The sequence below is a fragment of the Pseudomonas citri genome, assembly GCF_025336485.1.
Taxonomy (GTDB): domain Bacteria; phylum Pseudomonadota; class Gammaproteobacteria; order Pseudomonadales; family Pseudomonadaceae; genus Aquipseudomonas; species Aquipseudomonas citri.
The window spans coordinates 1-24,158 of record NZ_JAODAB010000005.1; the positions used below are offsets into that span (position 1 = coordinate 1).

The following is a 24,158-nucleotide window of genomic DNA, read 5'->3' on the forward strand; positions in this document are numbered from 1 at the left end:
ACGCCGGATAGATTTAAGCAAGCCAACCACACCACCCGTTAATCAGTATTGCAAAAATGGGGGTGACCATAGATTTTATATGCGATCTATCTTAATAGCCGTTTGCCCAAGGATCCGGCCCGGGCCACGCAAAGTGCGCTGATCAGTTGCAGCACGGTGGTGCGCTTGAGCCTGTTCGTCATCGCGGGTGTGTATGCCGAGCTACCCTTGTTGGTACTGGCGCTGTGTTTGTTGCCGGCCATGGCGCTGGGGTTGTGGGTAGGGCGCCGCCTGACCATGCGGCTATCCCGCGAGGCGTTCGTGCGCCTGGTCACCTGGCTGGTGCTTGCCAGCGGCATTGCCTTGATCGGGCGCTACTTGAGCGCTTGACCTGGTTCGGTCAGGGATTAAGCTGCCGGCCTTTAACCGCCCCGTACGGAAATACCCAGGCTCGCCATGAATTCGCAAAGCATCATTGTCCCGAAAATCTCCACCTTGCCGGTCCATGAGCCACGGGCCCGGGCGATCGTGCGCTGGCTGGTACGCAAGAACATCGTCGAAGAACAGCTGACCACCTGCGGGCGCACCGGCAACCGCATGGCCCACGCCATTGCCCCGGGCGCCCGCGAGGTGGTCACGCATCCCGACGCGCTGCCCTTCGGCGAACCGATCAATGGCCTGGAAATCATCACCAAGCGCTGCATTTATACGCCGGCCAAGGGGTTTCTCGGGGAGGCGGGCTGTGCCGAATGCCGCCAGGAAGTGGGCGAAGCGTTGTTCGAAAGCCTGGAAGACTGGATGCCGGCCCGCACCGACAACTTCACCTGCCCCGAATGCGGGCATGAAGATGACATCAACGGCTTCCTGTTCCTGCAACCCTGCGGTTTCTCGAACCTGGGGTTCATCTTCAACAACTGGCTCGAGGCGGGGTTCAAGCAGGCGTTTCTCGACGAGTTTGCCGATTGGCTGGACCAACCGGTGAGTTGGGTGAAGGTGGAGTTGCAGGGCGAGTAAACCTGAAACCCCGTGGCGAGGGAGCAAGCTCCCTCGCCACGGGTTCGATGTACGGCCTGAGGGCGGTGATTAGCCCATCAATCAGCCCGCCAATAATAGGCAGAGTTTTACATTGAGCCAGGCAGGGTGCATGAGTATAATGGCGCGCTTCCATTTTCCCGCTCGGGAGCCCCCGCGATGCTGCGTATCAGCCAAGAAGCCCTGACCTTCGACGATATTCTCCTTGTACCCGGTTATTCCGAGGTGCTGCCTAACGAAGTCAGTCTCAAAACCCGTCTCACCCGTGGCATCGAACTGAATATTCCGTTGGTTTCCGCCGCCATGGACACCGTGACCGAAGCCCGTCTGGCCATTGCCATGGCCCAGGAAGGCGGTATCGGTATCATCCACAAGAACATGACCATCGAACAGCAGGCCGCCGAAGTGCGCAAGGTCAAGCGGTTCGAGGCTGGCGTGGTCAAGGACCCGATCACCATCGAGGCTGACGCCACGGTTCGCGATCTGTTTGAACTGACCCGCATGCACAACATCTCCGGTGTTCCGGTGCTGCACGATGGCGACCTGGTCGGCATCGTCACCTCCCGCGACGTGCGTTTCGAGAACCGCCTGGATGCCACCGTCCGTCAAGTGATGACGCCGAAAGAGCGCCTGGTCACCGTCAAGGAAGGCACCAGCAAGGACGAAGTCCGCGAACTGCTGCACAAGCACCGCATCGAGCGCGTGCTGATCGTCGACGATAAATTCGCCCTCAAGGGCATGATGACCGTCAACGATATCGAAAAAGCCAAGGCCTACCCGCTGGCCAGCAAGGACGATCAGGGTCGTCTGCGCGTCGGCGCGGCGGTTGGTACTGGCAAGGACACCGGTGACCGCGTCGCCGCCCTGGTCAATGCCGGCGTGGACGTCGTTGTCGTCGACACCGCCCACGGCCATTCCAAAGGCGTGATCGACCGCGTTCGCTGGGTCAAGCAGAACTTCCCTGAAGTCCAGGTGATCGGCGGCAACATCGCCACCGGCGCTGCCGCCAAGGCCCTGGCCGAAGCGGGCGCCGACGCCGTCAAGGTCGGTATCGGCCCAGGCTCGATCTGCACCACCCGCATCGTCGCCGGTGTCGGTGTGCCGCAGATCAGCGCCATCGCCAACGTCGCCGCCGCCCTTGAAGGCACTGGCGTTCCGTTGATCGCCGACGGCGGTATCCGCTTCTCCGGTGACCTGTCCAAGGCCATCGTGGCCGGCGCCTACTGCGTGATGATGGGGTCGATGTTCGCCGGTACCGAAGAAGCGCCAGGCGAGATCGAACTGTTCCAGGGCCGTAGCTACAAGGCCTATCGCGGCATGGGTTCGCTGGGCGCCATGTCCCAGGCCCAGGGTTCTTCCGACCGTTACTTCCAGGACTCCTCCGCGGGTGCCGAGAAGCTGGTACCGGAAGGTATCGAAGGTCGCGTACCGTATAAGGGTACCCTGAGCGCCATCATCCATCAGCTGATGGGTGGCCTGCGCTCTTCCATGGGCTACACCGGCAGCGCCAACATCGAAGAGATGCGCACCAGGCCGGAATTCGTGCGCATCACCGGTGCCGGCATGGCCGAGTCCCATGTCCACGACGTGCAGATCACCAAGGAAGCTCCGAACTACCGCGTAGGTTAAGGCTTCCAGCAAAACGTTAATCACCGGGGCTGTTCATTCAGCCCCGAGTTGTTTCTGATTCACTACATGAGAATGAGTCATGGCCCTCGACATTCACGCTCACCGCATCCTGATCCTCGACTTCGGTTCCCAGTACACCCAACTGATCGCCCGCCGCGTGCGTGAAATCGGCGTGTATTGCGAATTGCATCCGTTCGACATGGATGACGAAGCGATTCGCGAATTCGCGCCCAAAGGCGTCATCCTCGCTGGCGGCCCCGAGTCCGTGCACGAAGCCAACAGCCCGCGCTGCCCGCAAGCGGTGTTCGACCTGGGCGTACCGGTCTTCGGTATCTGCTACGGCATGCAGACCATGGCTGAACAGCTGGGTGGCAAGGTCGAAGGTTCGGACCTGCGTGAGTTCGGTTACGCCCGTGTCGACGTCGTCGGCAAGAGCCGCCTGCTGGACGGCATCGAAGACCATGTCGACGCCGACGGCCTGTACGGCCTGGACGTGTGGATGAGCCACGGTGACAAGGTCACCCGGATGCCGGAAGACTTCCACATCCTCGCCAGCACCCCGAGCTGCCCGATTGCCGGCATGTTCAACGATGATCGCCGCTACTACGGCGTGCAGTTCCACCCGGAAGTGACCCATACCAAGCAGGGCGGGCGCATCCTGTCGCGCTTCATCCTCGACATCTGCGAGTGCGAAGCCCTGTGGACCCCGTCGAAGATCGCTGAAGACGCCATCGCCCAGGTGCGCGCCCAGGTGGGTACCGACAACGTGCTGCTGGGCCTGTCCGGCGGCGTGGACTCCTCGGTGGTCGCGGCGCTGCTGCACAAGGCCATCGGCGACCAACTGACCTGCGTCTTCGTCGACAACGGCTTGCTGCGTCTGCACGAAGGCGAGCAAGTAATGGCCATGTTCGCCGAGAACATGGGCGTCAAGGTGATCCGCGCCAACGCCGAAGAGCAGTTCCTGGCCAACCTGGCCGGCGAGGCCGACCCGGAGAAGAAGCGCAAGATCATCGGCCGTACCTTCATCGATGTGTTCGATGCCGAATCCTGCAAGCTGGAGAACATCAAGTACCTGGCCCAGGGCACCATCTACCCCGACGTGATCGAGTCGGCTGGCGCCAAGAGCGGCAAGGCCCACGTGATCAAGTCCCACCACAACGTCGGTGGCCTGCCGGAAGAGATGAACCTCAAGCTGGTCGAGCCGCTGCGCGAACTGTTCAAGGACGAAGTGCGCCGCCTCGGCCTGGAACTGGGCCTGCCGTACGACATGGTCTACCGCCACCCATTCCCGGGCCCGGGCCTGGGCGTGCGGATCCTCGGTGAAGTGAAGAAGGAATACGCCGACCTGCTGCGTCGCGCTGACCACATCTTCATCGAAGAACTGCGCAAGGCCGACTGGTACCACAAGGTCAGCCAGGCATTCGTGGTGTTCCAACCGGTGAAATCGGTTGGTGTGGTCGGCGATGGCCGTCGTTACGCCTGGGTCGTGGCCCTGCGTGCGGTGGAAACCATCGACTTCATGACCGCTCGCTGGGCGCACCTGCCGTATGAGCTGCTGGAAACCGTTTCCGGGCGCATCATCAACGAAATCGACGGCATCTCCCGTGTTACTTATGACGTGTCGAGCAAGCCGCCGGCGACGATTGAGTGGGAATGATTGGACGTCCGGCACTGACCGGCACCAACTAGCAAAAAACACCCTGAAGCCCGCGTAACTGCGGGTTTTTGGCTTTTTGGGTCTGGCAAACTCCGGCAGCTTTGTGCGACTTACGTAAGCTCCTCCAATGGCTTGGTGCTACGAAGCCAAAACCTTCAATCCGTGCGCGGCGATGAACATGGCGACGGCCGACCGGCAATAGGATTCGATTTCGTTGTCGTCCTCTGCTCTCGCCTCATCGAAGCGCGCGATGATCAGGAGATCGGATCCTTTGAACAGCGCGGCAAACAAGCGGGCGGACTGCAGAGGGTCGGGCACGTTCAGAAGCGCCTTCGCGTGCAACTGACGCAACAGGGCCTCGATCTGGGCGATGACATAGGCGGGGCCGGCTTCGTATTGGCGCTTGCTTAACGATTTTTGATTCGTTTTGTCGGCCATGATCATGGCTTCGACACTGCGCACGTCCGGGCTCAACAGCGTGCGAAGCAGGGTTGAGCCCACCGCCATGAGCTGATCTTCTGCCGAACCCTCGACGCCTTCAAAAAGGGCCCGTGGTGCAAACTGCTGGCAGTGGGCCGCGATGGCCGCGCTGAACAGCGCCTCCTTGTTCTCGAAGTGCCGATAGATGCTTAGCTTGGATATCTTCGCCCGCTGGGCGACCTTGTCCATGGTCGTCGCTTGAAAACCCAATTCCACAAAGAGTTCGCTCGCGGCGTCGATGATCGTTTGGCCAAGCGCCTCGTTGGTGGGCCGGCCGCGCCGAGCTTGGCTGTTTTCGGTCATAAAAATTCCAGTACTTGACAGTATTCTAATTCTTGAATTAGGGTACTCCAAAGTATCTTAAGTGTGCAAGCCGATCCTCCTTCATTCACAGCACGGAGTCCGTCACCATGAATGACGTCATCATCATCGGCGGCAGCTTTGCCGGCCTCGCCGCCGCCCTGCAGCTTGGCCGTGCCCGCCGCAAGGTCACCGTTCTCGATACCGGCCTGCCGCGCAATCGCTTCGCCGACCACTCCCATGGACTGCTCGGCCACGACCACAAGCCGCCGCTGGACATCCTGGCCGAGGCGCGGCAGCAGCTGGCGCGCTACCCCACGGTCAGGCTGGTCTCTGCCCGGGCCGAGAGCATCTCCGGTGCCATCGATGATTTCTCGGTCCTTACTGGTGATGGCGAAAGCCTCAGGGCGCGCCGCCTGATCCTGAGCTATGGCGTCGCCGATCAGATGCCTGAAGTTCCTGGCTTTGCCGAAGGCTGGGGCAGCTCCATCGTGCCTTGCCCCTATTGTGACGGCTTTGAAGTCGCCGGCCGGCATTGGGGTCTCATCTGGTCCGGCCTGCCGTCGCACAACTACGTCAGGCTGTACCACGATTGGACCGACACGCTGACGGTCTTCGCCGATGGTCATGATATTCCGCCCGATATCCGGGCTGATCTGGCGCGCCGCAAAATATCTGTCGTCGATGGCCGGATCACCGAAATCGATCATGATGAGAGCCATAACGCCACCGTCAAGCTCGATACCAGCCCCAATGTTGTGGTCGACATCCTGTTTGCGCATCCGCGCAACAAGCCGTCCGCACGCCTGCATGAATCGCTGGGCCTCGCCACGGTCGATACGCCCCAGGGCATCGCCCTCAAGGTCGACGAGCGCCGCGAAACCAGCATGCCCGGCGTTTACGCCGCGGGTGACCTCGCCAATCCCCTCATGCACTCGGTTACCACGGCATCATGGCAAGGCGCGATGGCGGGAATTTTCGCCCAGCAGTCGATGTTGGTTTGAGAGCACAGATTCCCTTCTCGAATCAGAACGAGGAAATGTCATGACAGAGCAAAATGCCTATCAGGTCGCTGACTGGAATGGTCAAAGCGGGGAGTACTGGGTCGCCAACCAGGCTCGGCTCGACGCCATGATGGCGGTGTTCGGCCAGGCCGCGATCGAAGCCGCCGCACCTGTCACGGGTGAACGCGTGCTGGACGTCGGCTGCGGCGCGGGGGCGTCGAGTCTGGATCTGGCCGCCCGCGTCGGTGCGGGGGGCTATGTGTTAGGCGTGGACATCTCCGAACCGCTGATCGGCCGAGCACGCGCGCTTGCACCACAGGATACGCCGGCCCTGTTCCGAGTGGCCGACGCCAGCGGCGCCGAGCTGCCCGAGGGCGCGTTCGACATCCTGTTCTCGCGTTTCGGGGTGATGTTCTTCGACGATCCGACAGGGGCGTTCGCCCATATGCGACGCGCGCTCCGGCCGGGCGGGCGGGTCGCTTTCGTCTGCTGGCGCGGCGCGGTCGAGAACGATTGGGTACGCCTGCCGATGGTCGCGCTCAAGGGCATCGTCCCGTTGACCACACCGCCCGATCCCGAAGCGCCCGGCCCGTTCTCGTTCGGCGACCGGGCGCGCGTGACACGCATCCTGACAGCGGCCGGCTTCACCGATATCGCTATCGCGCCCTTCGATGCCTCCATTACATTCGGCGAGGGCGAGACGCGGGACGCGGCGATCGACGACACGGTGAAGAGGGTGCTCGAGGGCGGCCCGCTGTCGCGAGCGCTCGCTGATCAGCCCGACGATATCCGCGCCCACGCCTGGGCCGCGGTTCGTGCCGCCTTCGCAGGCCTCCCCGGCGAGCGGTCGGTGATGATCAATGGCGCGGCGTGGATCGTCATGGCACGCAATCCACGTAACTAGTTGACCTTATTGAGTTTGGATTGGCATTCATAATCTAGTGTGAGTGAGCCTCACCAGGCCTCGATGGCTGGAGTGTGCACAAAGAACCGTGTGAACCTGCGTTCACACGGTTTTTCTGTTTCTGCGACGCCTACAGCCGGTGCCTTCTATACTCAGCGATGTCCAGTTTCGGCGCCAGCCGCGCTGCAATAAGGAGCCCGTCATGAACGACACCCAAAGACTCGCCGCCTTGCGCATGGTTTTGATCGTGGTGGGCCTGATCTCCGTGTTTGCGATCTGGCCGCTGATGATCCTGTGGCCGTCCGGTTGGGCGTGGCACAGCGGTCATTCCGACTATCCACTGATGATCGTCGGCCTCTACGCCACCCTCGGCGTGTTCCTGCTGAGGGCTTCACGGGATCCGATGAAGCACCTGAGCCTGATCTGGTTTACGGTGTGGTCGAGTGTCGTGCATGGCGCAATCATGGCCGTGCAGTCCTTTAGTGTCGGCATGGACGGCATGAGCCATTACGGCCACCTGCTCGGCGACGTGCCCGCGCTGTTCGTTGTCGCGGCGGCGCTGGCGTTCCTCACACCCCGTGGCGAGAAGGCGCGTTTACTGGCGGGTTGATCCTTGCGTTGCAGTGTACTTGAAGCCCTGTGGATAACCTCTCCAGGGCTTTTTCATTTTTGCTGGCGCCTTGCCGTTTTTCCTCTGCGCTGTTCTGGCCCCTGACGGACGAGCCGTCCGGTACCGTCACCTTTCGCTACGATTCGGCCCCCATCGGTGCGCGGAGAATGCCTATCATCCGGGGGAAGGATAAGGTTGTCATTTGACAACCAGGAAGGTCATGCGAATACTGGAGAGCACTGATGATTCGTCCCTCGCATCCGAAAAAGAAGTCGAAGAAGCGCTGAGGCATGCCGAAGCGTTGGGGCGCGCGTAGAGATCGGCGGCAGTCACGCCTGGGGACGGACTTATTGTCCGTATAACGACGAGGAGTGTCGTTGCGGTGAGTTCTGTATCACATCGATATGGAGCACGCCGAGAAACTCCGGCAATCATGCGCGAGCACTACGACGCGTCGTGGACAATTGCACTACCCATCGCAGTCGTTGCGAGGCTGATGACGATGCTGAGGAGTAAGACAATGGAATATACCTTTACCCTGAAATATCAGCTTGCTGACGATGGCCATACCTCGGATGAACTGGTAGAGCGGCTGGGTGCAGCGGGCTGCGACGATGCCCTGGTCGGTATAGGACAGCCGGGACGGTTGGCTCTCGAGTTCACGCGTGATGCTCCTGATGCGATTAAGGCCGTGCTCAGCGCTTTGAGCGACGTGCGTCGTGCGGTGCCATCGGCCAGGCTGATTGAGGTTGCCCCTGATCTGGTTGGGTTAACCGACGTAGCCGAGATCGTCGGCGTGTCTCGGCAGAACATGCGCAAGTTGATGTTGGCCCACCCGAGCAGCTTCCCGACGCCGGTGCACGAGGGCAGTGCGTCTATCTGGCACTTGGCAGACGTTCTGACCTGGCTGCAGGGCAAGGGCAGTTATTCGCTTAGCAAGGGTGTGTTGGATGTGGCCCAGGTAGCCTTGCAGATCAACGTTGTGAAAGAAGGACGACGGTTACCAGGGGCGGTTTCCAAAGACTTGGAAGCTTTGGTTGGCTGACAATCTTGTATGAGGGGCGCCGCGAGGCGCCCTCGTCGCATCTGGCGGAGACCGCGCGCCATCCTTCACTTAATCTTTCTCAACTGCGGGTGTATCGTATTCGCCTTTTGCGGACTTCCCGGTTCGCCGCGGATTCAATAGGTGGTTGCATTCATGTCGTTTACCCGTCGCCAAATACTCGGTGGCCTGGCCGGTCTTGTTGTCGTGGGCGTTGGCGCGGGAGGCGCATCGCGGTATTGGTTGGGCAAGCGAGTGGATGCCAACGCGGGGCACGACTATGAATTGATCGCGGCGCCGCTGGACGTGGAGTTGGTGGCCGGGCACAAGACCCAGGCCTGGGCCTTTGGGCCATCGGCGCCGGGTACCGAGTTGCGGGTGCGTCAGGGTGAGTGGCTGCGGGTGCGTTTCGTCAATCACCTGCCGGTTGCCACCACCATTCACTGGCACGGAATCCGTCTGCCGCTGGAGATGGACGGCGTGCCGTATGTCTCGCAACTGCCAGTGCTGCCGGGCGAATACTTCGATTACAAATTCCGTGTGCCGGACGCCGGTAGCTATTGGTATCACCCCCATGTCAACAGCAGCGAAGAGCTGGGGCGCGGGCTGGTGGGGCCGCTGATCGTTGAAGAGCGCGAGCCCACCGGTTTCAAATACGAACAGACCCTGAGCCTCAAGAGTTGGCACGTTGACGAGCAAGGCCAGTTCGTTGAATTCAGCATCCCTCGCGAAGCGGCCCGTGGCGGGACGGCCGGGCGGCTGGCGACCATCAATGGCGTGCCGGATGCGGTGATCGACCTGCCGGCCGGGCAGATCAGCCGCGTGCGCCTGCTCAACCTGGACAACACCCTGACTTATCGGATCAACATTCCCGGCGTCGAGGCGCAGATCTACGCGTTGGACGGCAACCCCATCGAGCCGCGCCCGTTGGGCAAGGAGTACTGGCTCGGCCCGGGCATGCGCATCTGCCTGGCGATCAAGGCGCCGCCAGCCGGGGAAGAGCTGTCGCTGCGCAACGGTCCGGTGCGCCTGGGTACCCTGCGCTCGGTGCCGAACAACGACGAACCGACCCCGTGGCCGCCCGCGCTGCCGCCTAATCCGGTGTCCGAGCCGGACCTGGCCAATGCCGAAAAACTCAACTTCAATTTCGAGTGGGTCGGCTCGGTGTCGGTGAATGTGGACAACGGCAAACCGCCGAGCCTGTGGCAGATCAACGGCAAGGCCTGGGACATCACCGACAAGACCTGCGCCGACCGGCCAATCGCCACGCTGAAGAAAGGCCAGAGCTACATTTTCGAACTGAAGAACATGACCCAGTACCAGCATCCGATCCATTTGCATGGCATGAGCTTCAAGGTGATTGCGTCGAACCGGCACAAGGTCGTGCCGTATTTCACCGACACCTACTTGCTGGGCAAGAACGAGCGGGCGCAGGTGGCGCTGGTGGCGGATAACCCGGGGGTGTGGATGTTCCACTGTCATGTGATCGACCACATGGAAACCGGCCTGATGGCCGCCATCGAGGTGGCGTGATGCGTCAGATTCGTCCTGCCCGGATCATCGATCGCAGCCGTGACCAGGATTTCATGCGCGAGGCCCTGGCCCTCGCCGCCCAAGGCGCGGCCCTGGGCGAAGTGCCGGTGGGCGCGGTGCTGGTGCAGGATGGCGAGATCATCGGCCGCGGCTTCAACTGCCCGATCAGCGGCCACGACCCCAGTGCTCACGCGGAAATGGTTGCCATCCGCGCCGCTGCCCAAGCGGTGAGCAACTATCGCCTGCCGGGCAGCACCCTCTACGTCACGTTGGAGCCGTGCAGCATGTGCGCCGGCCTGATTGTCCACTCACGCATCGCCCGGGTCGTCTATGGCGCCCTGGAGCCCAAGGCCGGCATCGTGCAGAGCCAGGGGCAGTTTTTCAGCCAGGGCTTCCTGAATCATCGGGTGATGTACGAGGGCGGGGTGCTGGCCGAGGAATGCAGCACGATGCTGAGCGAGTTCTTCAAGGCCCGAAGAGCCAGATCCTCAGACTGAATACTTATCCCTTGTGGAAGTGAACCCCCTTGTAGAAGTGAATCTTTGTGGGAGCAAGGCTTGCTCCCACAAAAGCCCGCACCCACAGGGGGAAATGTGTGCTCGGGTGATTTACTTGCGCGCGACAATCACCGCGCGCATCGGTGCCGGCAGGCCTTCGATGGTCTTGCCGTGGTCGGTGGGGTCGAGGAAGTCGCTCAGCGACTGGTACTTCATCCACTCCGTACTGCGTTGTTCTTCCACGGTCGTCAGGCTCACGTCCACGCAGCGTACGTCGCTGAAGCCGGCGCGGCGCAGCCAGCGTTCCAGGGCCGGGACCGAGGGTAGGAACCAGACGTTGCGCATTTGCGCGTAGCGGTCCTCGGGCACCAGTACCTGATGTTCGTCGCCTTCGATCACCAGGGTTTCCAGCACCAGCTCGCCGCCCTTGACCAGGCAGTCCTTGAGGGCCAGCAGGTGTTCTATCGGCGAGCGGCGATGGTAGAACACGCCCATGGAAAACACTGTGTCGAAGCCTTCGAGGTCCGCAGGCAGGTCTTCGAAGGGAAACGGCAGATGCCAGGCGTTGGGTTGCGAGAGGTAGCGCTGCACTGCCTGGAACTGGCAGAAGAACAGCCAGTTGGGGTCGACGCCGATCACCGTATCGGCGCCAGCGCCGAGCATCCGCCACATGTAGTAGCCGTTGCCACAGCCCACGTCGAGGATGCGCTTGCCTTTGAGATCCAGGTGCGGCGCCACGCGCGACCACTTCCAGTCCGAGCGCCATTCGGTGTCCACGTGCACGCCAAACAGGTCGAAGGGGCCCTTTCGCCATGGCGACAGACCCATCAGTGCCGTACGCATCTGGGCACGGGTTTCGTCGGAACAATCGGTGTCGAGTGTCAGGCCGTTCAGCAGGTCGATTTCGGTCGGTTGCAGCGCCGGCAAGGCATCCAGCGCGTTTTGCCAGCGCTCCAGGTCGCCATGGCCCTTTTCCATTTTGATGTCGAGTTGCGCTTGCAGCGTCTTGGCCCAATCGGCCAGCGGGGTGCCGCCCAAGCGGCGAGCGAGGGGAGACAGATCGATCATGGTAGGGCAATCAACGAGGCAAAATTCAGGCATTGGAACCACGGCACGACTTTCGAGAACCCGGCGGCCAGCAGGCGCTCGCGGTGTTCTTCGAGGCTGTCGGGCTTCATGACGTTTTCGATGGCACTGCGTTTCTGGGCAATTTCCAGTTCGCTGTAGCCGTTGGCGCGCTTGAACGCCACATGCAGGTCGGTAAGCAGAGCATGTTCCTCGGCATCGTTGAAGCGCAGTTTCTCCGAAAGGATCAAGGCGCCCCCGGGGAGCAGGGATTGGCGGATGCGGCTCAGCAACGCGGTGCGCTGGTCCGGCGCGATGAATTGCAGGGTGAAGTTCAGCGCCACCACCGAGGCTGGCTGGAATTCCAGGGCGAGGATGTCGCCCTCGATCACTTCGACCGGCAGCAACTCCTGGAACATCGAGTCCTGGCCGTTGAGGTATTCACGGCAACGCTCGACCATGGCCGCCGAGTTATCCACCGCAATCACGCGGCACCCGTCAGTGCGCACATGGCGACGCAGCGCCTGGGTCACCGCACCCAGGGACGCGCCCAGGTCATAGAGCACGCTGCCCGGCTGGGCGAATTGCGCGGCGAGCACGCCGAGGTTCTCGACGATGGTCGGGTAACCCGGCACCGAACGCTTGATCATGTCCGGGAACACCCGCACCACGTCTTCGTTGAAGGCGAAGTCCGGCACTTGGGCCAAGGGTTGGGCGAATAGGCGGTCGGGCTCTTTGCTCACGGCGGTTCCAGCGGGATGGGTGATGAAAAGGCCGGCATTTTAACCAAAAAACCTGTGGGCGCGAGCTTGCGCCTGAATCGTTCTCCTGTACGGTCAATTCACCGCAATGGCGCAGTCGAAGGTTTCCACGGGCGGGACTTCCGGGGCCCAGGGTTGTTGATAAGTCAGGCGCAACCGGCCGGTGCCGGCGGCGAATGCCTGGAAGCGCCAGGTCGACACACCGGCAGCGCCCACGATGCCGGCATCTTCCGGGTTGCGGTACACCTCGGGGCCGAGGGATTTCAGCACGCCGCCGGCCGAATCCTGGATCGCCCAGCGATAACCGGTGGTGGGGTTGCTCGGCAAACTCAGGGTCAGGTTTTGCCCGTTGTCGAGCCGTACCGGGCACTGGTCCAGTTCTTCCACGGTCACGTTGTGTTTCGGTTGCGTCGCGCAAGCAGTCAACAGGGCGAGGCTCAAGGGGGCGAGCAGGCGGGTGGGGGACATAAGGCAATGGCTCCGGCATTCACGACGAACGGGGAGCATAACCGAAGATGCTACAGAGTGTGTCTGGCAGGGATGTGTTGTTGCTGATGACGCTATCGCGGGCAAGCCTTGCTCCCACAGTGGCGGTGTGTTGCCTACAGCATTTGTGATCCACACCAAACCCTGTGGGAGCAAGGCTTGCCCGCGATGGGCCACGCACAGGCACTACAGGGCCATCAGAACAACACCTTCGCCACATCCGCAAACCGCTTGGCGAAGTGCACCGTGACGCCTTCCTTGAGGTAATCCGGCAACTCCTCGAAGTTGCCCCGGTTGGCCTCCGGCAGGATCAGCTCGAAGAGTTTCTGCCGCCGCGCCGCGATGACTTTCTCACGCACCCCGCCGATCGGCAGGACGTGCCCGGTCAGGGTCAGTTCACCGGTCATCGCCACGCCTTTCTTCGGCGGCTGGTTGCGGGCCAGGGACAGCAGGGCGCTGGCCATGGTCACCCCGGCGCTCGGGCCGTCCTTGGGCGTGGCGCCCTCGGGGACATGCAAGTGGACGAAGGCTTCGTCGAAGAATTTCGGATCGCCGCCGAACTGTTTCAGGTGCGAACTGACGTAGCTGTGGGCGATTTCCGCCGATTCCTTCATGACCTCGCCCAACTGACCGGTGAGCTTGAAGCCGCGATTGAGCGTGTGGATACGCGTCGCCTCGATCGGCAGGGTCGCGCCGCCCATGCTGGTCCAGGCCAGGCCGGTGATCACGCCGACGCCGGACAGCACCTGTTCGTTACGGAACACTGGCTTGCCCAAGGAGGCTTCGAGGTCTTTGGGTCCCAGCTTGATCACGGCGTCTGGCTCGTCGATCAGCTTCATTACCGCTTTGCGCACCAGTTTGCCCAGTTGTTTTTCCAACTGTCGCACCCCGGCTTCACGGGCATAACCATCGATCAGGGCCTTGAGGGCGCTGTCGCTGATGCTCAGGCTGGCCTTGGCGACGCCGGCCTTGGCCAATTGCTTGGGCCACAAGTGGCGCTTGGCGATGGCGACTTTTTCCTCGGTGATGTAGCCCGACAGCCGAATCACTTCCATCCGGTCCAGCAACGGGCCGGGGATCGAGTCCAAGGTGTTGGCGGTGCACACGAAGAGCACTTTCGACAGATCCAGGCGCAAGTCCAGGTAGTGATCGAGAAATTCGACGTTCTGTTCCGGGTCCAGAGTCTCCAACAAGGCCGAGGCCGGGTCGCCCTGGTAGCTCTGGCCCATCTTGTCGATCTCGTCGAGCATGATCACCGGGTTCATCACTTCGACGTCCTTGAGCGCCTGCACCAGCTTGCCCGGCTGCGCGCCGATGTAGGTGCGCCGATGGCCCTTGATCTCGGCCTCGTCACGCATGCCGCCGACGCTGAAACGATAGAACGGCCGCCCCAGGGACTCGGCGATGGACTTGCCGACGCTGGTCTTGCCCACGCCGGGTGGTCCCACCAGCAGTACGATAGAGCCGCTGATCTCGCCCTTGTAGGCACCGACGGCGAGGAATTCGAGGATGCGATCCTTGATATCGCCCAGGCCGGCGTGGTGCTGGTCGAGCACCTTGCGCGCGTGCTTGAGGTCGAGCTTGTCCTGGCCGTACACGCCCCATGGCACCGAGGTCGCCCATTCCAGGTAATTGCGGGTGACCGCGTATTCCGGCGAGCCGGTTTCCAGGATCGAGAGCTTGTTCATTTCCTCTTCGATGCGTTTCTGCGCCTGGGCCGACAGCACTTTGCCTTCCAGTCGCTGCTCGAACTGTTCGAGGTCGGCGCTACGGTCGTCCTTGGTCAGGCCCAGCTCCTGCTGGATGACCTTGAGTTGCTCCTTGAGGAAGAATTCGCGCTGATGTTCGCCGATCTTGTTGTTGACCTCGGCGGAAATCTCTTTTTGCAGCCGCGCCACCTCGACTTCCTTGCGCAGCATCGGCAGCACTTTCTCCATGCGCTTAAGCATAGGCACGCAGTCGAGCACTTCCTGCAATTCATTGCCGGTGGCGGAGGTGAGCGCCGCGGCGAAGTCGGTCAGCGGCGACGGGTCGTTGGGGCTGAAGCGGTTGAGGTAGTTCTTCAGTTCTTCGCTGTACAGCGGGTTGAGCGGCAGCAGTTCCTTGATCGCGTTGATCAGCGCCATGCCATAGGCCTTGACCTCGTCGGTCGGCTCGCTCGGCTGGTGCGGGTATTCGACTTCCACCAGATAGGGAGGACGATGGTGCTTGAGCCAGGTGCGAATGCGCACGCGGGTCAGGCCCTGGGCGACGAACTGCAATTTGCCGCCTTCGCGACTGGCGTGGTGCACCTTGACCAGGGTGCCGTACAGCGGCAGCGCCGACGTATCGAAATGGCGCGGGTCTTCCTGGGGCGTGTCCATGAAAAACAACGCCAGGGAATGGTGTTCGGACTTGGCCACCAATTCCAGGGTCTCGGCCCACGGTTCTTCATTGACGATGACCGGTAGTACTTGGGCCGGGAAGAATGGGCGATTGTGGATGGGGATGATGTAGACCTTGTCCGGCAGGTTCTGGCCGGGCAGGGCCAGGCCGGTGCCGGAGGCGGTGTGTTCGATGCGTTCGGAGTCGGCGTATTCGTTCGTGGCTTCAGTAGAGTGCTGGTCGCTCATGGGGCACCTGCGCAATGGGGTATGGGACTTAGATGGGGCAGGTGGTTGGCGGTTTCAATGGCGGGTAATTGTTAGCCGCTATTTCATGAAGCGCTGTTCAGCTTTGTGACAGATTCCCCTGATGGGGGGGGGGCTGTCGTGGCGAGGGAGCTTGCTCCCGCTTGGGTGCGCAGCGCCCGCCTCGCCACATAGATCTGTGGATTTCAGGAGACCTTGTTCAGATCGTTATGACGGGTTTCCTTCAGGCACAGCACGGCGATCACGCTGAGTACGGCGGCCCCGGAGACATAACCGCCGACGTAACCCAGCCCGCCCATCGCCACCAGTTTCTGGGCAAAGAACGGCGCGGCCGAGGCGCCGACGATGCCCCCCAGGTTGTAGGCTGCCGAAGCGCCGGTATAGCGCACATGGGTAGGGAACAGCTCTGGCAACAAGGCGCCCATGGGGGCGAAGGTCACCCCCATCAGGAATAGCTCGATGCACAGGAACAGCGCCACGCCTGCGGTCGAACCCTGGGTCAGCAAGGGCTCCATGAGAAAGCCCGAGGCAATCGCCAGCACGCCACCGGTGACCAGCACCGGCTTGCGCCCGAAGCGGTCGCTGGCCCAGGCGGACAACGGTGTGGCGGCGGCCATGAACAGCACGGCAAAACACAGCAGGGCCAGGAAGGTCTCGCGGCTGTAGCCGAGGGTGGCGACGCCGTAGCTCAGGGAGAACACTGTGGAGATGTAGAACAGCGCATAACACACCACCATCGCCGCTGCGCCCAGCAACGTCGGTGCCCAATACTGGCTGAACAGCTCGACCAGCGGCACTTTCACTCGTTCCTGACGCGCCACGGCGTTGGCGAAGACCGGGGTTTCATGGAGCTTGAGGCGTACATAGAGGCCGACGATCACCAGCACGGCGCTGAGCAGGAACGGAATCCGCCAGCCCCAGGAGCGGAATTGCTCGTCATCCAGGCTCATGGCCAGGGTCAGGAACAGTCCATTAGCGGCGAGGAAGCCGATGGACGGCCCCAGTTGGGGAAACATGCCATACCAGGCGCGTTTGCCTTTTGGGGCGTTTTCCGTGGCGAGCAAGGCCGCGCCACCCCATTCACCGCCCAGCCCGAGCCCCTGGCCGAAACGCAGCAGGCACAACAGGATCGGCGCCCAGGCGCCAATGCTGGCATAACCGGGCAGCACGCCGATGAGGGTGGTACACACGCCCATCAGCAACAGCGACGCCACCAGTGTGGATTTGCGGCCGATCCGGTCACCAAAATGCCCGAACAGGGCCGAGCCCAGCGGGCGGGCGAGGAAGGCGATGCCGAAGGTCAGGAAGGATGACAGCATCTGTGCCGTGCCTGAGGTCTGCGGGAAGAACACCGGCCCGATCACCAGGGCCGCCGCGGTGGCGTAGACATAGAAGTCGTAGAACTCGATGGCCGTGCCGATGAAGCTGGCGGTCGCCACCCGCGTGGCGGAGTTGGTTGGCTGGGCTACAGCGTCGTTGCAGGTGAGGGTCGTCATGCAGTTATCCCTGACAGTCATGTGCTCCGGTGGAGCGAATTATTATGGTCGAACAGCTAGGGGTGGAACTTGCGTTGAATGTTGTGGCGAGGGAGCAAGTTCCCTCGCCACAAGAGGCGTTAGAGAATCGCTGTACTGTTATGCCACACCAGCACCTGGCTGACACGGTTGTCCACGGTCTCGATGATCTCCAGCCGATAGCGGCCGATTTTCAGGCATACCGGGCTTTCGGGAATGGTTTCCAGCGCTTCGGTCACCAAGCCATTGAGCGTCTTGGGGCCGTCGCAGGGCAGGTGCCAGCCCAGGGTCCTGTTCAGTTCGCGGATCGACGCCGCACCGTCGATCATCAGGCGTCCGTCGGGTTGGGGGTGCACGTGGGGGTTGTCGAGGGCGTGTTCACTTTCGAATTCGCCGACGATTTCTTCCAGGATGTCTTCCAGGGTGACGATGCCCAGCACTTCGCCGTATTCGTCCACCACCATGCCCAGGCGCCGCTGCTGCTTGTGAAAGTTCAACAGTTGCAACTGCAAGGGGGTGCTTTCAGGCACGAAATAGGGATCGTGGGAAGCCGCCAGCAGCGCTTCCTTGGTCAGGCTCGCGTCCACCAGCAGGTGGCGCACCTGGCGGGTGTTGAGTACTGCTTCCACCTGGTTGATGTCGCTGTGGAACACCGGCAGGCGGGTGCGTCGGTTCAGGCGCAACTGCTCGATGATTTCGCCGATCGGGTCATCGAGGTTGATGCCGTCCACCTCGCTGCGGGGTACGAGGATGTCATTGACGGTGATGTTATCCAGGGCATGGATGCCGGAAGCCGGCTGCGGCCGACCCGTGCTGTGTTCCGGCTCCTGTTCGCTGCGCGGTGGGGTGGGCATTTCGTCGTCGCGTGGCACGATCACCCTGGCCTTGCGGGCAAGGGGACGCAGCAACAATTGACTGATGCCATTGAGCAGCCAGGCGACGGGGTAGAGGATCTTCAGGGGCGCGCCGAGCAAGGCATTGCCCAATGCCAGTACCGCGTCGGGCTGGCGGCTTGCCAGGGTGCGCGGCAGGTAGTCGGCGAAAATCAACAATGCTGCGCTGGTGCCAAGCCAGGCCACCCAGGGGCCGTTTTCCAGCCAGGCAAAGATCGATAGCAAGGTGCCGATCACCACCGCCATGGTGCGGCAGAGCGTGTTGCAGAGGACCAGGCTGGCCAGGGGGAATGCCAGTTTTGCCAGTGGCTTGTCATTGGTGCGCGAGGCCCGGCGTTGTGCCTGCAAGTGCTGCCGGGCAGCTTCGACGGCCGTGAACAGGGCCGACCAGAGGATCAGTACCACCAACACGGCGAACAGCGGCCCCACGGGCAACGTATCCATCAGGGCCGTCCGTCAGATATGCAGGATGTATTCGCGGACCAGCTTGCTGCCGAAGTACGCCAGCATCAGCAGGCAGAAACCGGCCAGGGTCCAGCGGATGGCTTTGTGGCCTCGCCAGCCCAGGCGGGTCCGACCCCACAGCAGCACGCTGAACACCACCCACGCCAGGCAGGCCAGCAGGGTCTTGTGCACCAGGTGCTGGGCGAACAGGTTCTCGACGAACAACCAGCCGGAGATCAGCGACAGCGAGAGTAGCGTCCAGCCGGCCCAGAGGAAGCCGAACAGCAGGCTTTCCATGGTTTGCAGCGGAGGGAAATTGCGGATCAGGCCGGACGGGTGCTTGTGCTTGAGCTGGTGATCCTGCACCAGCAACAGCAAGGCCTGGAACACCGCGATGGTGAACAGGCCGTAGGCCAGGATCGACAGCAGGATATGGGCCAGGATGCCCGGTTCCTCGTCGATGACCTGCACCGTGCCCGATGGCGCGAACTGCGCCAGCAGGGCCGTGGCCATCCCCAGCGGGAACAGCAGCACCAGCAGGTTCTCCACCGGGATGCGCGAACAGGCCAGCAGGGTCAGGGCGATCACGGCCACGGCGATCAGGCTGGCGGCGTTGAAGAAATCCAGGCCCAGGCCGATTGGCGTCATCAGGTGGGTATAAAGGCTGGCCGCGTGGCCGAGCACCGCCAGCACGCCCAGCGTGACCAGCAGGCGTTTGTTCGCCTTGGCGCCAGTGGCCAGGCGTGTGCCTTGATAGAGGGTCGCAGCGGCATACAGGCAGGCGGCGGCGAGGGTAACAAGCAAGCTGGGTGACAAGGGGAGCATAAGTCCAGTTAAGCAGGCCCGAAAGGCGCTGAGTTTGGCATAGATCCCCCCCTGCACGAAAGACCGCGGCGAGGTGTACGTCGCACGCTTCTTCGCTATAATCCGCGACCTGCCCACGCCGCAGGCTCGCCGAGCACATTTTATACGGTCCGGGCCGCCACTCTCCCGGCCTCACCTGGGCCTGAAAGGATCGCGCATGTTTGAAAACCTAACCGACCGTCTCTCGCAGACGCTGCGCCATGTCACCGGCAAGGCGAAACTGACCGAGGACAACATCAAAGACACCCTGCGCGAAGTGCGCATGGCGTTGCTCGAGGCCGACGTCGCCCTGCCGGTGGTCAAGGACTTCGTCAATTCGGTCAAGGAGCGCGCCGTCGGCACCGAAGTGTCGCGTAGCCTGACGCCAGGCCAGGCGTTCGTGAAAATCGTCCAGGCCGAACTCGAAAGCCTGATGGGCGCGGCCAACGAGGACCTCAACCTCAGCGCCGTGCCGCCAGCGGTGGTGCTGATGGCCGGCCTGCAAGGTGCGGGCAAGACCACCACGGCCGGCAAGCTGGCGCGCCTGCTTAAAGAGCGCAAGAAGAAGTCGGTGATGGTGGTGTCCGCGGACGTCTACCGTCCGGCGGCGATCAAGCAGCTGGAAACCCTGGCCAATGACATCGGCGTGACCTTCTTCCCGTCCGACCTGAGCCAGAAGCCAGTGGACATCGCCCAGGCGGCGATCAAGGAGGCGAAGCTCAAGTTCATCGACGTGGTCATCGTCGATACCGCCGGTCGCCTGCACATCGACGAAGAGATGATGGGCGAGATCCAGGCGCTGCATGCCGCGGTCAAGCCGGTGGAAACCCTGTTCGTGGTCGACGCCATGACCGGCCAGGACGCCGCCAACACCGCCAAGGCGTTTGGCGATGCGCTGCCACTGACCGGTGTGATCCTGACCAAGGTCGACGGCGATGCCCGCGGCGGTGCTGCGCTGTCGGTGCGTGCCATCACCGGCAAGCCGATCAAGTTCATCGGCATGGGCGAGAAGAGCGAAGCACTCGAGCCGTTCCATCCCGAGCGTATCGCTTCGCGGATCCTGGGCATGGGCGACGTGCTCAGCCTGATCGAGCAGGCCGAGCAGACCCTCGATAAGGAAAAGGCCGACAAGCTTGCGAAGAAATTAAAGAAGGGCAAGGGCTTCGACCTCGAGGATTTCCGCGACCAGTTGCAACAGATGAAGAACATGGGCGGCCTCGGCGGCCTCATGGACAAGCTGCCGAGCATCGGTGGCGTGAACCTGGCGCAGATGGGCAATGCCCAGAGCGCGGCTGAAAAGCAGTTCAAGCAGATGGAAGCCATCATCAACTCCATGACCCCGGCCGAGCGCCGCGATCCCGAGCTGATCAGCGGCTCGCGCAAGCGCCGCATCGCCCTGGGCTCGGGCACGCAGGTGCAGGACATCGGTCGCTTGATCAAGCAGCACAAGCAGATGCAGAAGATGATGAAGAAATTCTCCGCCAAGGGCGGGATGGCCAAGATGATGCGCGGCATGGGCGGTATGTTGCCCGGTGGCGGTATGCCGAAAATGTAAAGAATCTGCGCCGGCTGTCATGTCGGCGTTGCCCCGCACGGATGCGGGGGATCTCCAGCAAACCCGTGCTGACGGGAGCTGACCTGCCGTTTTTCATGACGGCTCCATGGCGAATCTTGATTGCACGGCGCCAGGCGCCGGAAAAAGTCATTTGCAAAAGTCCGGATATTCCTTAGAATATGCGGCCTTTCGGGCACCCATGCCCGCTGTGCATTTAGATTTGCAGCACCGACTACAGGAACGATGTTCACATGCTAACAATCCGTCTTGCCCTTGGCGGCTCCAAAAAGCGCCCGTTTTACCACCTGACCGTAACCGACAGCCGCAACCCGCGTGACGGTTCCCACAAAGAGCAGGTTGGTTTCTTCAACCCGATCGCACGTGGTCAGGAAGTTCGTCTGTCCGTGAACCAAGAGCGCGTTGCCTACTGGCTGAGCGTTGGTGCACAACCTTCTGAGCGCGTTGCTCAGTTGTTGAAGGAATCGGCTAAGGCTGCGGCCTGAGCAATATGAACGCGACGCCAAAAGATGCTGATGATCTGATCGTTGTCGGCAAAATCTATTCTGTACATGGCGTTCGCGGCGAAGTGAAGGTGTATTCCTTTACTGATCCGATCAAAAACCTGTTGAACTACAAAGCCTGGACGCTCAAGCGCGAGGGCAGTGTGAAGCAGGTTGAGCTGGTCAGCGGACGCGGGAACGAAAAGTTCCTGGTCGCAAAGCTCAAGGGTCTCGATGATCGTGAAGAAGCGCGTCTTCTGGCCGGTTATGAGATCTGTGTGCCGCGCAACCTGTTCCCTGAACTGACCGACGGCGAGTACTACTGGTACCAGCTGGTAGGTCTGAAGGTCATCGACCACCTCGGGCAATTGCTCGGGAAGATCGATCACCTGCTCGAGACCGGTTCGAACGATGTCATGGTGGTAAAGCCTTGCGTCGGCAGCCTGGATGATCGCGAACGCCTGTTGCCCTATACCGAGCAATGCGTGTTGGCCGTCGACCTTGCAGCAGGCGAGATGAAGGTGGAATGGGATGCGGATTTCTGAACGTGGCTAATCTGCGCGTTGAAGTCATCACGCTGTTTCCCGAGATGTTTTCCGCCATCAGCGAGTACGGCATAACCAGCCGCGCGGTGAAACAGGAGCTGTTGCAGCTGACCTGTTGGAATCCGCGGGACTACACCACGGATCGACATCACACTGTGGACGATCGCCCGTTTGGCGGTGGTCCGGGCATGGTGATGAAGATCAAGCCCCTGGAGGATGCACTGGTTCAGGCCAGGGCGGCAGCCGGGGAGGGTGCGAAGGTGATCTACCTGTCGCCCCAAGGCCGCCAGCTGACTCAGTCGGCGGTACGCGAGCTGGCGAATTCGGATGCATTGATCCTGATTGCCGGCCGTTATGAAGGCATTGACGAGCGTTTCATTGAGGCTCATGTCGATGAAGAGTGGTCGATTGGCGACTATGTACTGTCTGGCGGCGAGCTGCCGGCGATGGTCCTGATCGATGCGGTTACACGACTGCTGCCTGGAGCTTTAGGGCATGCGGATTCCGCCGAGGAAGATTCCTTTACGGATGGTCTGCTGGATTGCCCGCACTACACCCGACCGGAGGTGTATGCGGATCAGCGTGTTCCCGACGTGTTGCTAAGTGGCAACCACGCGCACATCCGGCGTTGGCGTTTACAGCAGTCCCTTGGTCGGACCTGGGAACGACGCGCCGATCTTCTGGAAAGCCGCTCGCTTTCTGGAGAAGAGAAGAAGCTGCTCGAGGAATACATCCGCGAGCGGGACGATAGTTAACAACGTATCGATGGTAAGTCCGACGACTTGCCTTAGGAGCACAGCATGACTAACAAAATCATCCTTGCACTCGAAGCAGAGCAGATGACCAAAGAAATCCCTACCTTTGCCCCAGGCGACACCATTGTCGTCCAGGTGAAAGTGAAGGAAGGCGACCGTTCCCGTCTGCAAGCGTTCGAAGGCGTTGTTATCGCCAAGCGTAACCGTGGCGTGAACAGTGCGTTCACCGTTCGCAAAATCTCCAACGGTGTTGGCGTAGAGCGTACTTTCCAGACCTACAGCCCGCAAATCGACAGCATGGCTGTGAAGCGTCGCGGTGACGTACGTAAGGCCAAGCTGTACTACCTGCGCGACCTGTCCGGTAAAGCAGCACGCATCAAGGAAAAACTGGCCTGAGTCCAGCTTCCGATGCAAAAAAAAGCAGCCTGCGGGCTGCTTTTTTGTTGCCTGCGATTTGCTCTTTGAGCACCCTGCGTAGCTTCATTCCTTACTTCGATGCCGTGTGTGCCGCATCCTCCAAGAGTTTTTATGCCAGCCATCGATCACCCGCTGATAGACCAGTTTCTCGACGCCCTGTGGTTGGAGAAGGGCCTGTCCGATAACACCCGCGATGCCTATCGCAGCGACCTGGCGCTGTTCAACGGCTGGTTGCAGGACAAGCGTCTGGAGTTGGTGAATGCCGGACGGGAGTTGATCCTTGATCATTTGGCGTGGCGTCTGGAGCAGAACTACAAACCGCGGTCGACTGCGCGGTTTCTCTCCGGTTTGCGTGGGTTTTATCGCTATCTACTGCGGGAAAAACTGATCGCGGTGGATCCGACCTTGCGCGTGGACATGCCGCAACTGGGTCGCCCCCTGCCCAAATCCCTGTCGGAAGCCGACGTGGAGGCGTTGCTGAAGGCGCCTGACCTGAGTGATGCCATCGGCCAGCGCGACCGGGCGATGCTGGAGGTCCTGTACGCCTGTGGCCTGCGTGTCACCGAATTGATCAGCCTGACCCTCGAACAGGTCAACCTGCGCCAGGGTGTGCTGCGGGTGATGGGCAAGGGCAGCAAGGAGCGCCTGGTGCCGATGGGCGAGGAGGCCATCGTCTGGGTCGAGCGCTATCTGCGCGACGGGCGTCACGAGCTGCTGGGCGGGCGTCCCAGCGATGTACTGTTCCCAAGCCGGAATGGCGAGCAAATGACTCGCCAGACTTTCTGGCATCGCATCAAGCACCAGGCCAAGGTGGCTGGGATCGGAAAATCCCTCTCGCCCCACACTTTGCGCCATGCCTTCGCCACGCACCTGCTCAACCACGGCGCCGATCTGCGGGTGGTGCAGATGTTGCTCGGCCACAGTGACTTGTCCACCACCCAGATCTACACCCATGTCGCCCGGGCACGCCTGCAGGACCTGCACGCCAAGCATCACCCACGCGGTTGAATGCCCCTCCTGTGGGAGCAAGGCTTGCCCGCGATGGCCGCGCCGCGGTGTAACAACTGAACCGCGTTATCGTTC

The 24,158-nt window shown here is 61.6% G+C and carries 23 protein-coding genes and 2 pseudogenes; 17 read left to right on the top strand and 8 right to left on the bottom strand.

Annotated elements, in window-relative coordinates; all coding sequences use genetic code 11:
* Window positions 1-75: 75 nt before the first annotated feature.
* The 4 genes and pseudogenes from N4Q37_RS07170 to guaA all read left to right on the top strand — a co-directional run.
* Window positions 76-369, top strand: a pseudogene (locus N4Q37_RS07170) (TSUP family transporter); the annotation flags it as partial.
* A gap of 66 nt (window positions 370-435) precedes the next feature.
* On the top strand, window positions 436-993 hold the full coding sequence (locus N4Q37_RS07175) for a sugar ABC transporter ATPase (RefSeq protein ID WP_260956404.1): 558 nt from the start codon (window positions 436-438) through the stop codon (window positions 991-993).
* A 177-nt stretch (window positions 994-1,170) separates the two neighbouring features.
* The gene (guaB, locus tag N4Q37_RS07180) at window positions 1,171-2,640 is read left to right on the top strand and encodes an IMP dehydrogenase (RefSeq protein ID WP_260956406.1); all 1,470 of its coding nucleotides are present in this window, start codon (window positions 1,171-1,173) and stop codon (window positions 2,638-2,640) included.
* Window positions 2,641-2,719: 79 nt separating this feature from the next.
* A complete protein-coding gene (guaA, locus tag N4Q37_RS07185; RefSeq protein ID WP_260956408.1) occupies window positions 2,720-4,297 on the top strand; it encodes a glutamine-hydrolyzing GMP synthase in 1,578 nt (525 codons plus the stop codon).
* Window positions 4,298-4,435: 138 nt separating this feature from the next.
* Here guaA and N4Q37_RS07190 read toward each other — a convergent pair whose 3' ends face one another.
* Complete coding sequence (locus N4Q37_RS07190) at window positions 4,436-5,080, bottom strand: TetR/AcrR family transcriptional regulator (protein ID WP_260956411.1); 645 nt, start codon at window positions 5,078-5,080, stop codon at window positions 4,436-4,438.
* 107 nt (window positions 5,081-5,187) lie between these two features.
* On the opposite strand from N4Q37_RS07190, the gene N4Q37_RS07195 reads away from it, so the two are divergent.
* The 7 genes and pseudogenes from N4Q37_RS07195 (at window position 5,188) to tadA (ending at window position 10,667) form a co-directional block, all read left to right on the top strand.
* The gene (locus tag N4Q37_RS07195) at window positions 5,188-6,081 is read left to right on the top strand and encodes an NAD(P)/FAD-dependent oxidoreductase (RefSeq protein WP_260956413.1); all 894 of its coding nucleotides are present in this window, start codon (window positions 5,188-5,190) and stop codon (window positions 6,079-6,081) included.
* Window positions 6,082-6,121: 40 nt separating this feature from the next.
* Complete coding sequence (locus tag N4Q37_RS07200; protein WP_260956419.1) at window positions 6,122-6,985, top strand: class I SAM-dependent methyltransferase; 864 nt, start codon at window positions 6,122-6,124, stop codon at window positions 6,983-6,985.
* Window positions 6,986-7,187: 202 nt separating this feature from the next.
* Window positions 7,188-7,595: a DUF6632 domain-containing protein gene (locus tag N4Q37_RS07205; protein WP_260956422.1), complete on the top strand. Its 408-nt coding sequence runs from the start codon at window positions 7,188-7,190 to the stop codon at window positions 7,593-7,595.
* 242 nt (window positions 7,596-7,837) lie between these two features.
* A pseudogene (locus N4Q37_RS27690) lies at window positions 7,838-8,111 on the top strand (hypothetical protein).
* Between the two features lie 4 nt (window positions 8,112-8,115).
* Complete coding sequence (locus tag N4Q37_RS07210; RefSeq protein ID WP_260956423.1) at window positions 8,116-8,640, top strand: helix-turn-helix transcriptional regulator; 525 nt, start codon at window positions 8,116-8,118, stop codon at window positions 8,638-8,640.
* Between the two features lie 153 nt (window positions 8,641-8,793).
* Window positions 8,794-10,170: a multicopper oxidase family protein gene (locus N4Q37_RS07215; RefSeq protein WP_260956425.1), complete on the top strand. Its 1,377-nt coding sequence runs from the start codon at window positions 8,794-8,796 to the stop codon at window positions 10,168-10,170.
* Window positions 10,170-10,667: a tRNA adenosine(34) deaminase TadA gene (gene tadA / locus N4Q37_RS07220; protein ID WP_260956427.1), complete on the top strand. Its 498-nt coding sequence runs from the start codon at window positions 10,170-10,172 to the stop codon at window positions 10,665-10,667. The genes N4Q37_RS07215 and tadA overlap by 1 nt, the downstream gene beginning before the upstream one ends.
* 111 nt (window positions 10,668-10,778) lie before the next feature.
* Here tadA and cmoB read toward each other — a convergent pair whose 3' ends face one another.
* From cmoB to N4Q37_RS07255, 7 genes are all read right to left on the bottom strand, one after another.
* Window positions 10,779-11,735: a tRNA 5-methoxyuridine(34)/uridine 5-oxyacetic acid(34) synthase CmoB gene (cmoB, locus tag N4Q37_RS07225; RefSeq protein WP_260956429.1), complete on the bottom strand. Its 957-nt coding sequence runs from the start codon at window positions 11,733-11,735 to the stop codon at window positions 10,779-10,781.
* Window positions 11,732-12,475, bottom strand: a complete 744-nt coding sequence (gene cmoA, locus N4Q37_RS07230; RefSeq protein WP_260956431.1) for a carboxy-S-adenosyl-L-methionine synthase CmoA — start codon at window positions 12,473-12,475, stop codon at window positions 11,732-11,734. The genes cmoB and cmoA overlap by 4 nt, the downstream gene beginning before the upstream one ends.
* Window positions 12,476-12,568: 93 nt before the next feature.
* Window positions 12,569-12,961 carry a protease inhibitor I42 family protein gene (locus N4Q37_RS07235; RefSeq protein WP_260956433.1) on the bottom strand — a complete coding sequence of 131 codons (393 nt, stop codon included), beginning with the start codon at window positions 12,959-12,961 and terminating at the stop codon, window positions 12,569-12,571.
* A 215-nt stretch (window positions 12,962-13,176) separates the two neighbouring features.
* Window positions 13,177-15,591 (bottom strand): endopeptidase La, encoded by a 2,415-nt coding sequence (lon, locus tag N4Q37_RS07240; RefSeq protein ID WP_260956435.1) that lies wholly within the window; start codon window positions 15,589-15,591, stop codon window positions 13,177-13,179.
* Window positions 15,592-15,794: 203 nt separating this feature from the next.
* Window positions 15,795-17,105, bottom strand: a complete 1,311-nt coding sequence (locus N4Q37_RS07245; RefSeq protein ID WP_260956437.1) for an MFS transporter — start codon at window positions 17,103-17,105, stop codon at window positions 15,795-15,797.
* Window positions 17,106-17,224: 119 nt separating this feature from the next.
* A complete protein-coding gene (locus N4Q37_RS07250; protein ID WP_260956439.1) occupies window positions 17,225-18,460 on the bottom strand; it encodes an HlyC/CorC family transporter in 1,236 nt (411 codons plus the stop codon).
* Between the two features lie 12 nt (window positions 18,461-18,472).
* Window positions 18,473-19,285: a cytochrome C assembly family protein gene (locus N4Q37_RS07255; RefSeq protein ID WP_260956441.1), complete on the bottom strand. Its 813-nt coding sequence runs from the start codon at window positions 19,283-19,285 to the stop codon at window positions 18,473-18,475.
* Window positions 19,286-19,481: 196 nt separating this feature from the next.
* Here N4Q37_RS07255 and ffh point away from each other — a divergent pair, with 196 nt between their 5' ends.
* The 6 genes from ffh (at window position 19,482) to xerD (ending at window position 24,083) form a co-directional block, all read left to right on the top strand.
* Complete coding sequence (ffh, locus tag N4Q37_RS07260; RefSeq protein WP_260956443.1) at window positions 19,482-20,858, top strand: signal recognition particle protein; 1,377 nt, start codon at window positions 19,482-19,484, stop codon at window positions 20,856-20,858.
* Window positions 20,859-21,109: 251 nt separating this feature from the next.
* Window positions 21,110-21,361 (top strand): 30S ribosomal protein S16, encoded by a 252-nt coding sequence (rpsP, locus tag N4Q37_RS07265; protein ID WP_007927680.1) that lies wholly within the window; start codon window positions 21,110-21,112, stop codon window positions 21,359-21,361.
* Window positions 21,362-21,366: 5 nt separating this feature from the next.
* The gene (gene rimM / locus N4Q37_RS07270; protein ID WP_260956450.1) at window positions 21,367-21,903 is read left to right on the top strand and encodes a ribosome maturation factor RimM; all 537 of its coding nucleotides are present in this window, start codon (window positions 21,367-21,369) and stop codon (window positions 21,901-21,903) included.
* Window positions 21,885-22,658 carry a tRNA (guanosine(37)-N1)-methyltransferase TrmD gene (gene trmD, locus N4Q37_RS07275; protein ID WP_260956452.1) on the top strand — a complete coding sequence of 258 codons (774 nt, stop codon included), beginning with the start codon at window positions 21,885-21,887 and terminating at the stop codon, window positions 22,656-22,658. The genes rimM and trmD overlap by 19 nt, the downstream gene beginning before the upstream one ends.
* A 45-nt stretch (window positions 22,659-22,703) precedes the next feature.
* Window positions 22,704-23,054 carry a 50S ribosomal protein L19 gene (gene rplS, locus N4Q37_RS07280; protein WP_003175895.1) on the top strand — a complete coding sequence of 117 codons (351 nt, stop codon included), beginning with the start codon at window positions 22,704-22,706 and terminating at the stop codon, window positions 23,052-23,054.
* A gap of 132 nt (window positions 23,055-23,186) precedes the next feature.
* Window positions 23,187-24,083, top strand: a complete 897-nt coding sequence (gene xerD / locus N4Q37_RS07285) for a site-specific tyrosine recombinase XerD (protein WP_260956454.1) — start codon at window positions 23,187-23,189, stop codon at window positions 24,081-24,083.
* Window positions 24,084-24,158: the final 75 nt, after the last annotated feature.

What these genes read in the sequence shown, in the direction of transcription:
- N4Q37_RS07175 (WP_260956404.1), top strand. Translation starts at nt 436, where the DNA reads ATGAATTCGCAAAGCATCATTGTCCCGAAAATCTCCACCTTGCCGGTC.
- guaB (WP_260956406.1), top strand. Translation starts at nt 1,171, where the DNA reads ATGCTGCGTATCAGCCAAGAAGCCCTGACCTTCGACGATATTCTCCTT.
- guaA (WP_260956408.1), top strand. Translation starts at nt 2,720, where the DNA reads ATGGCCCTCGACATTCACGCTCACCGCATCCTGATCCTCGACTTCGGT.
- N4Q37_RS07190 (WP_260956411.1), bottom strand. Translation starts at nt 5,080, where the DNA reads ATGACCGAAAACAGCCAAGCTCGGCGCGGCCGGCCCACCAACGAGGCG.
- N4Q37_RS07195 (WP_260956413.1), top strand. Translation starts at nt 5,188, where the DNA reads ATGAATGACGTCATCATCATCGGCGGCAGCTTTGCCGGCCTCGCCGCC.
- N4Q37_RS07200 (WP_260956419.1), top strand. Translation starts at nt 6,122, where the DNA reads ATGACAGAGCAAAATGCCTATCAGGTCGCTGACTGGAATGGTCAAAGC.
- N4Q37_RS07205 (WP_260956422.1), top strand. Translation starts at nt 7,188, where the DNA reads ATGAACGACACCCAAAGACTCGCCGCCTTGCGCATGGTTTTGATCGTG.
- N4Q37_RS07210 (WP_260956423.1), top strand. Translation starts at nt 8,116, where the DNA reads ATGGAATATACCTTTACCCTGAAATATCAGCTTGCTGACGATGGCCAT.
- N4Q37_RS07215 (WP_260956425.1), top strand. Translation starts at nt 8,794, where the DNA reads ATGTCGTTTACCCGTCGCCAAATACTCGGTGGCCTGGCCGGTCTTGTT.
- tadA (WP_260956427.1), top strand. Translation starts at nt 10,170, where the DNA reads ATGCGTCAGATTCGTCCTGCCCGGATCATCGATCGCAGCCGTGACCAG.
- cmoB (WP_260956429.1), bottom strand. Translation starts at nt 11,735, where the DNA reads ATGATCGATCTGTCTCCCCTCGCTCGCCGCTTGGGCGGCACCCCGCTG.
- N4Q37_RS07235 (WP_260956433.1), bottom strand. Translation starts at nt 12,961, where the DNA reads ATGTCCCCCACCCGCCTGCTCGCCCCCTTGAGCCTCGCCCTGTTGACT.
- lon (WP_260956435.1), bottom strand. Translation starts at nt 15,591, where the DNA reads ATGAGCGACCAGCACTCTACTGAAGCCACGAACGAATACGCCGACTCC.
- N4Q37_RS07245 (WP_260956437.1), bottom strand. Translation starts at nt 17,105, where the DNA reads ATGACGACCCTCACCTGCAACGACGCTGTAGCCCAGCCAACCAACTCC.
- N4Q37_RS07250 (WP_260956439.1), bottom strand. Translation starts at nt 18,460, where the DNA reads ATGGATACGTTGCCCGTGGGGCCGCTGTTCGCCGTGTTGGTGGTACTG.
- N4Q37_RS07255 (WP_260956441.1), bottom strand. Translation starts at nt 19,285, where the DNA reads ATGCTCCCCTTGTCACCCAGCTTGCTTGTTACCCTCGCCGCCGCCTGC.
- ffh (WP_260956443.1), top strand. Translation starts at nt 19,482, where the DNA reads ATGTTTGAAAACCTAACCGACCGTCTCTCGCAGACGCTGCGCCATGTC.
- rpsP (WP_007927680.1), top strand. Translation starts at nt 21,110, where the DNA reads ATGCTAACAATCCGTCTTGCCCTTGGCGGCTCCAAAAAGCGCCCGTTT.
- rimM (WP_260956450.1), top strand. Translation starts at nt 21,367, where the DNA reads ATGAACGCGACGCCAAAAGATGCTGATGATCTGATCGTTGTCGGCAAA.
- trmD (WP_260956452.1), top strand. Translation starts at nt 21,885, where the DNA reads ATGGGATGCGGATTTCTGAACGTGGCTAATCTGCGCGTTGAAGTCATC.
- rplS (WP_003175895.1), top strand. Translation starts at nt 22,704, where the DNA reads ATGACTAACAAAATCATCCTTGCACTCGAAGCAGAGCAGATGACCAAA.
- xerD (WP_260956454.1), top strand. Translation starts at nt 23,187, where the DNA reads ATGCCAGCCATCGATCACCCGCTGATAGACCAGTTTCTCGACGCCCTG.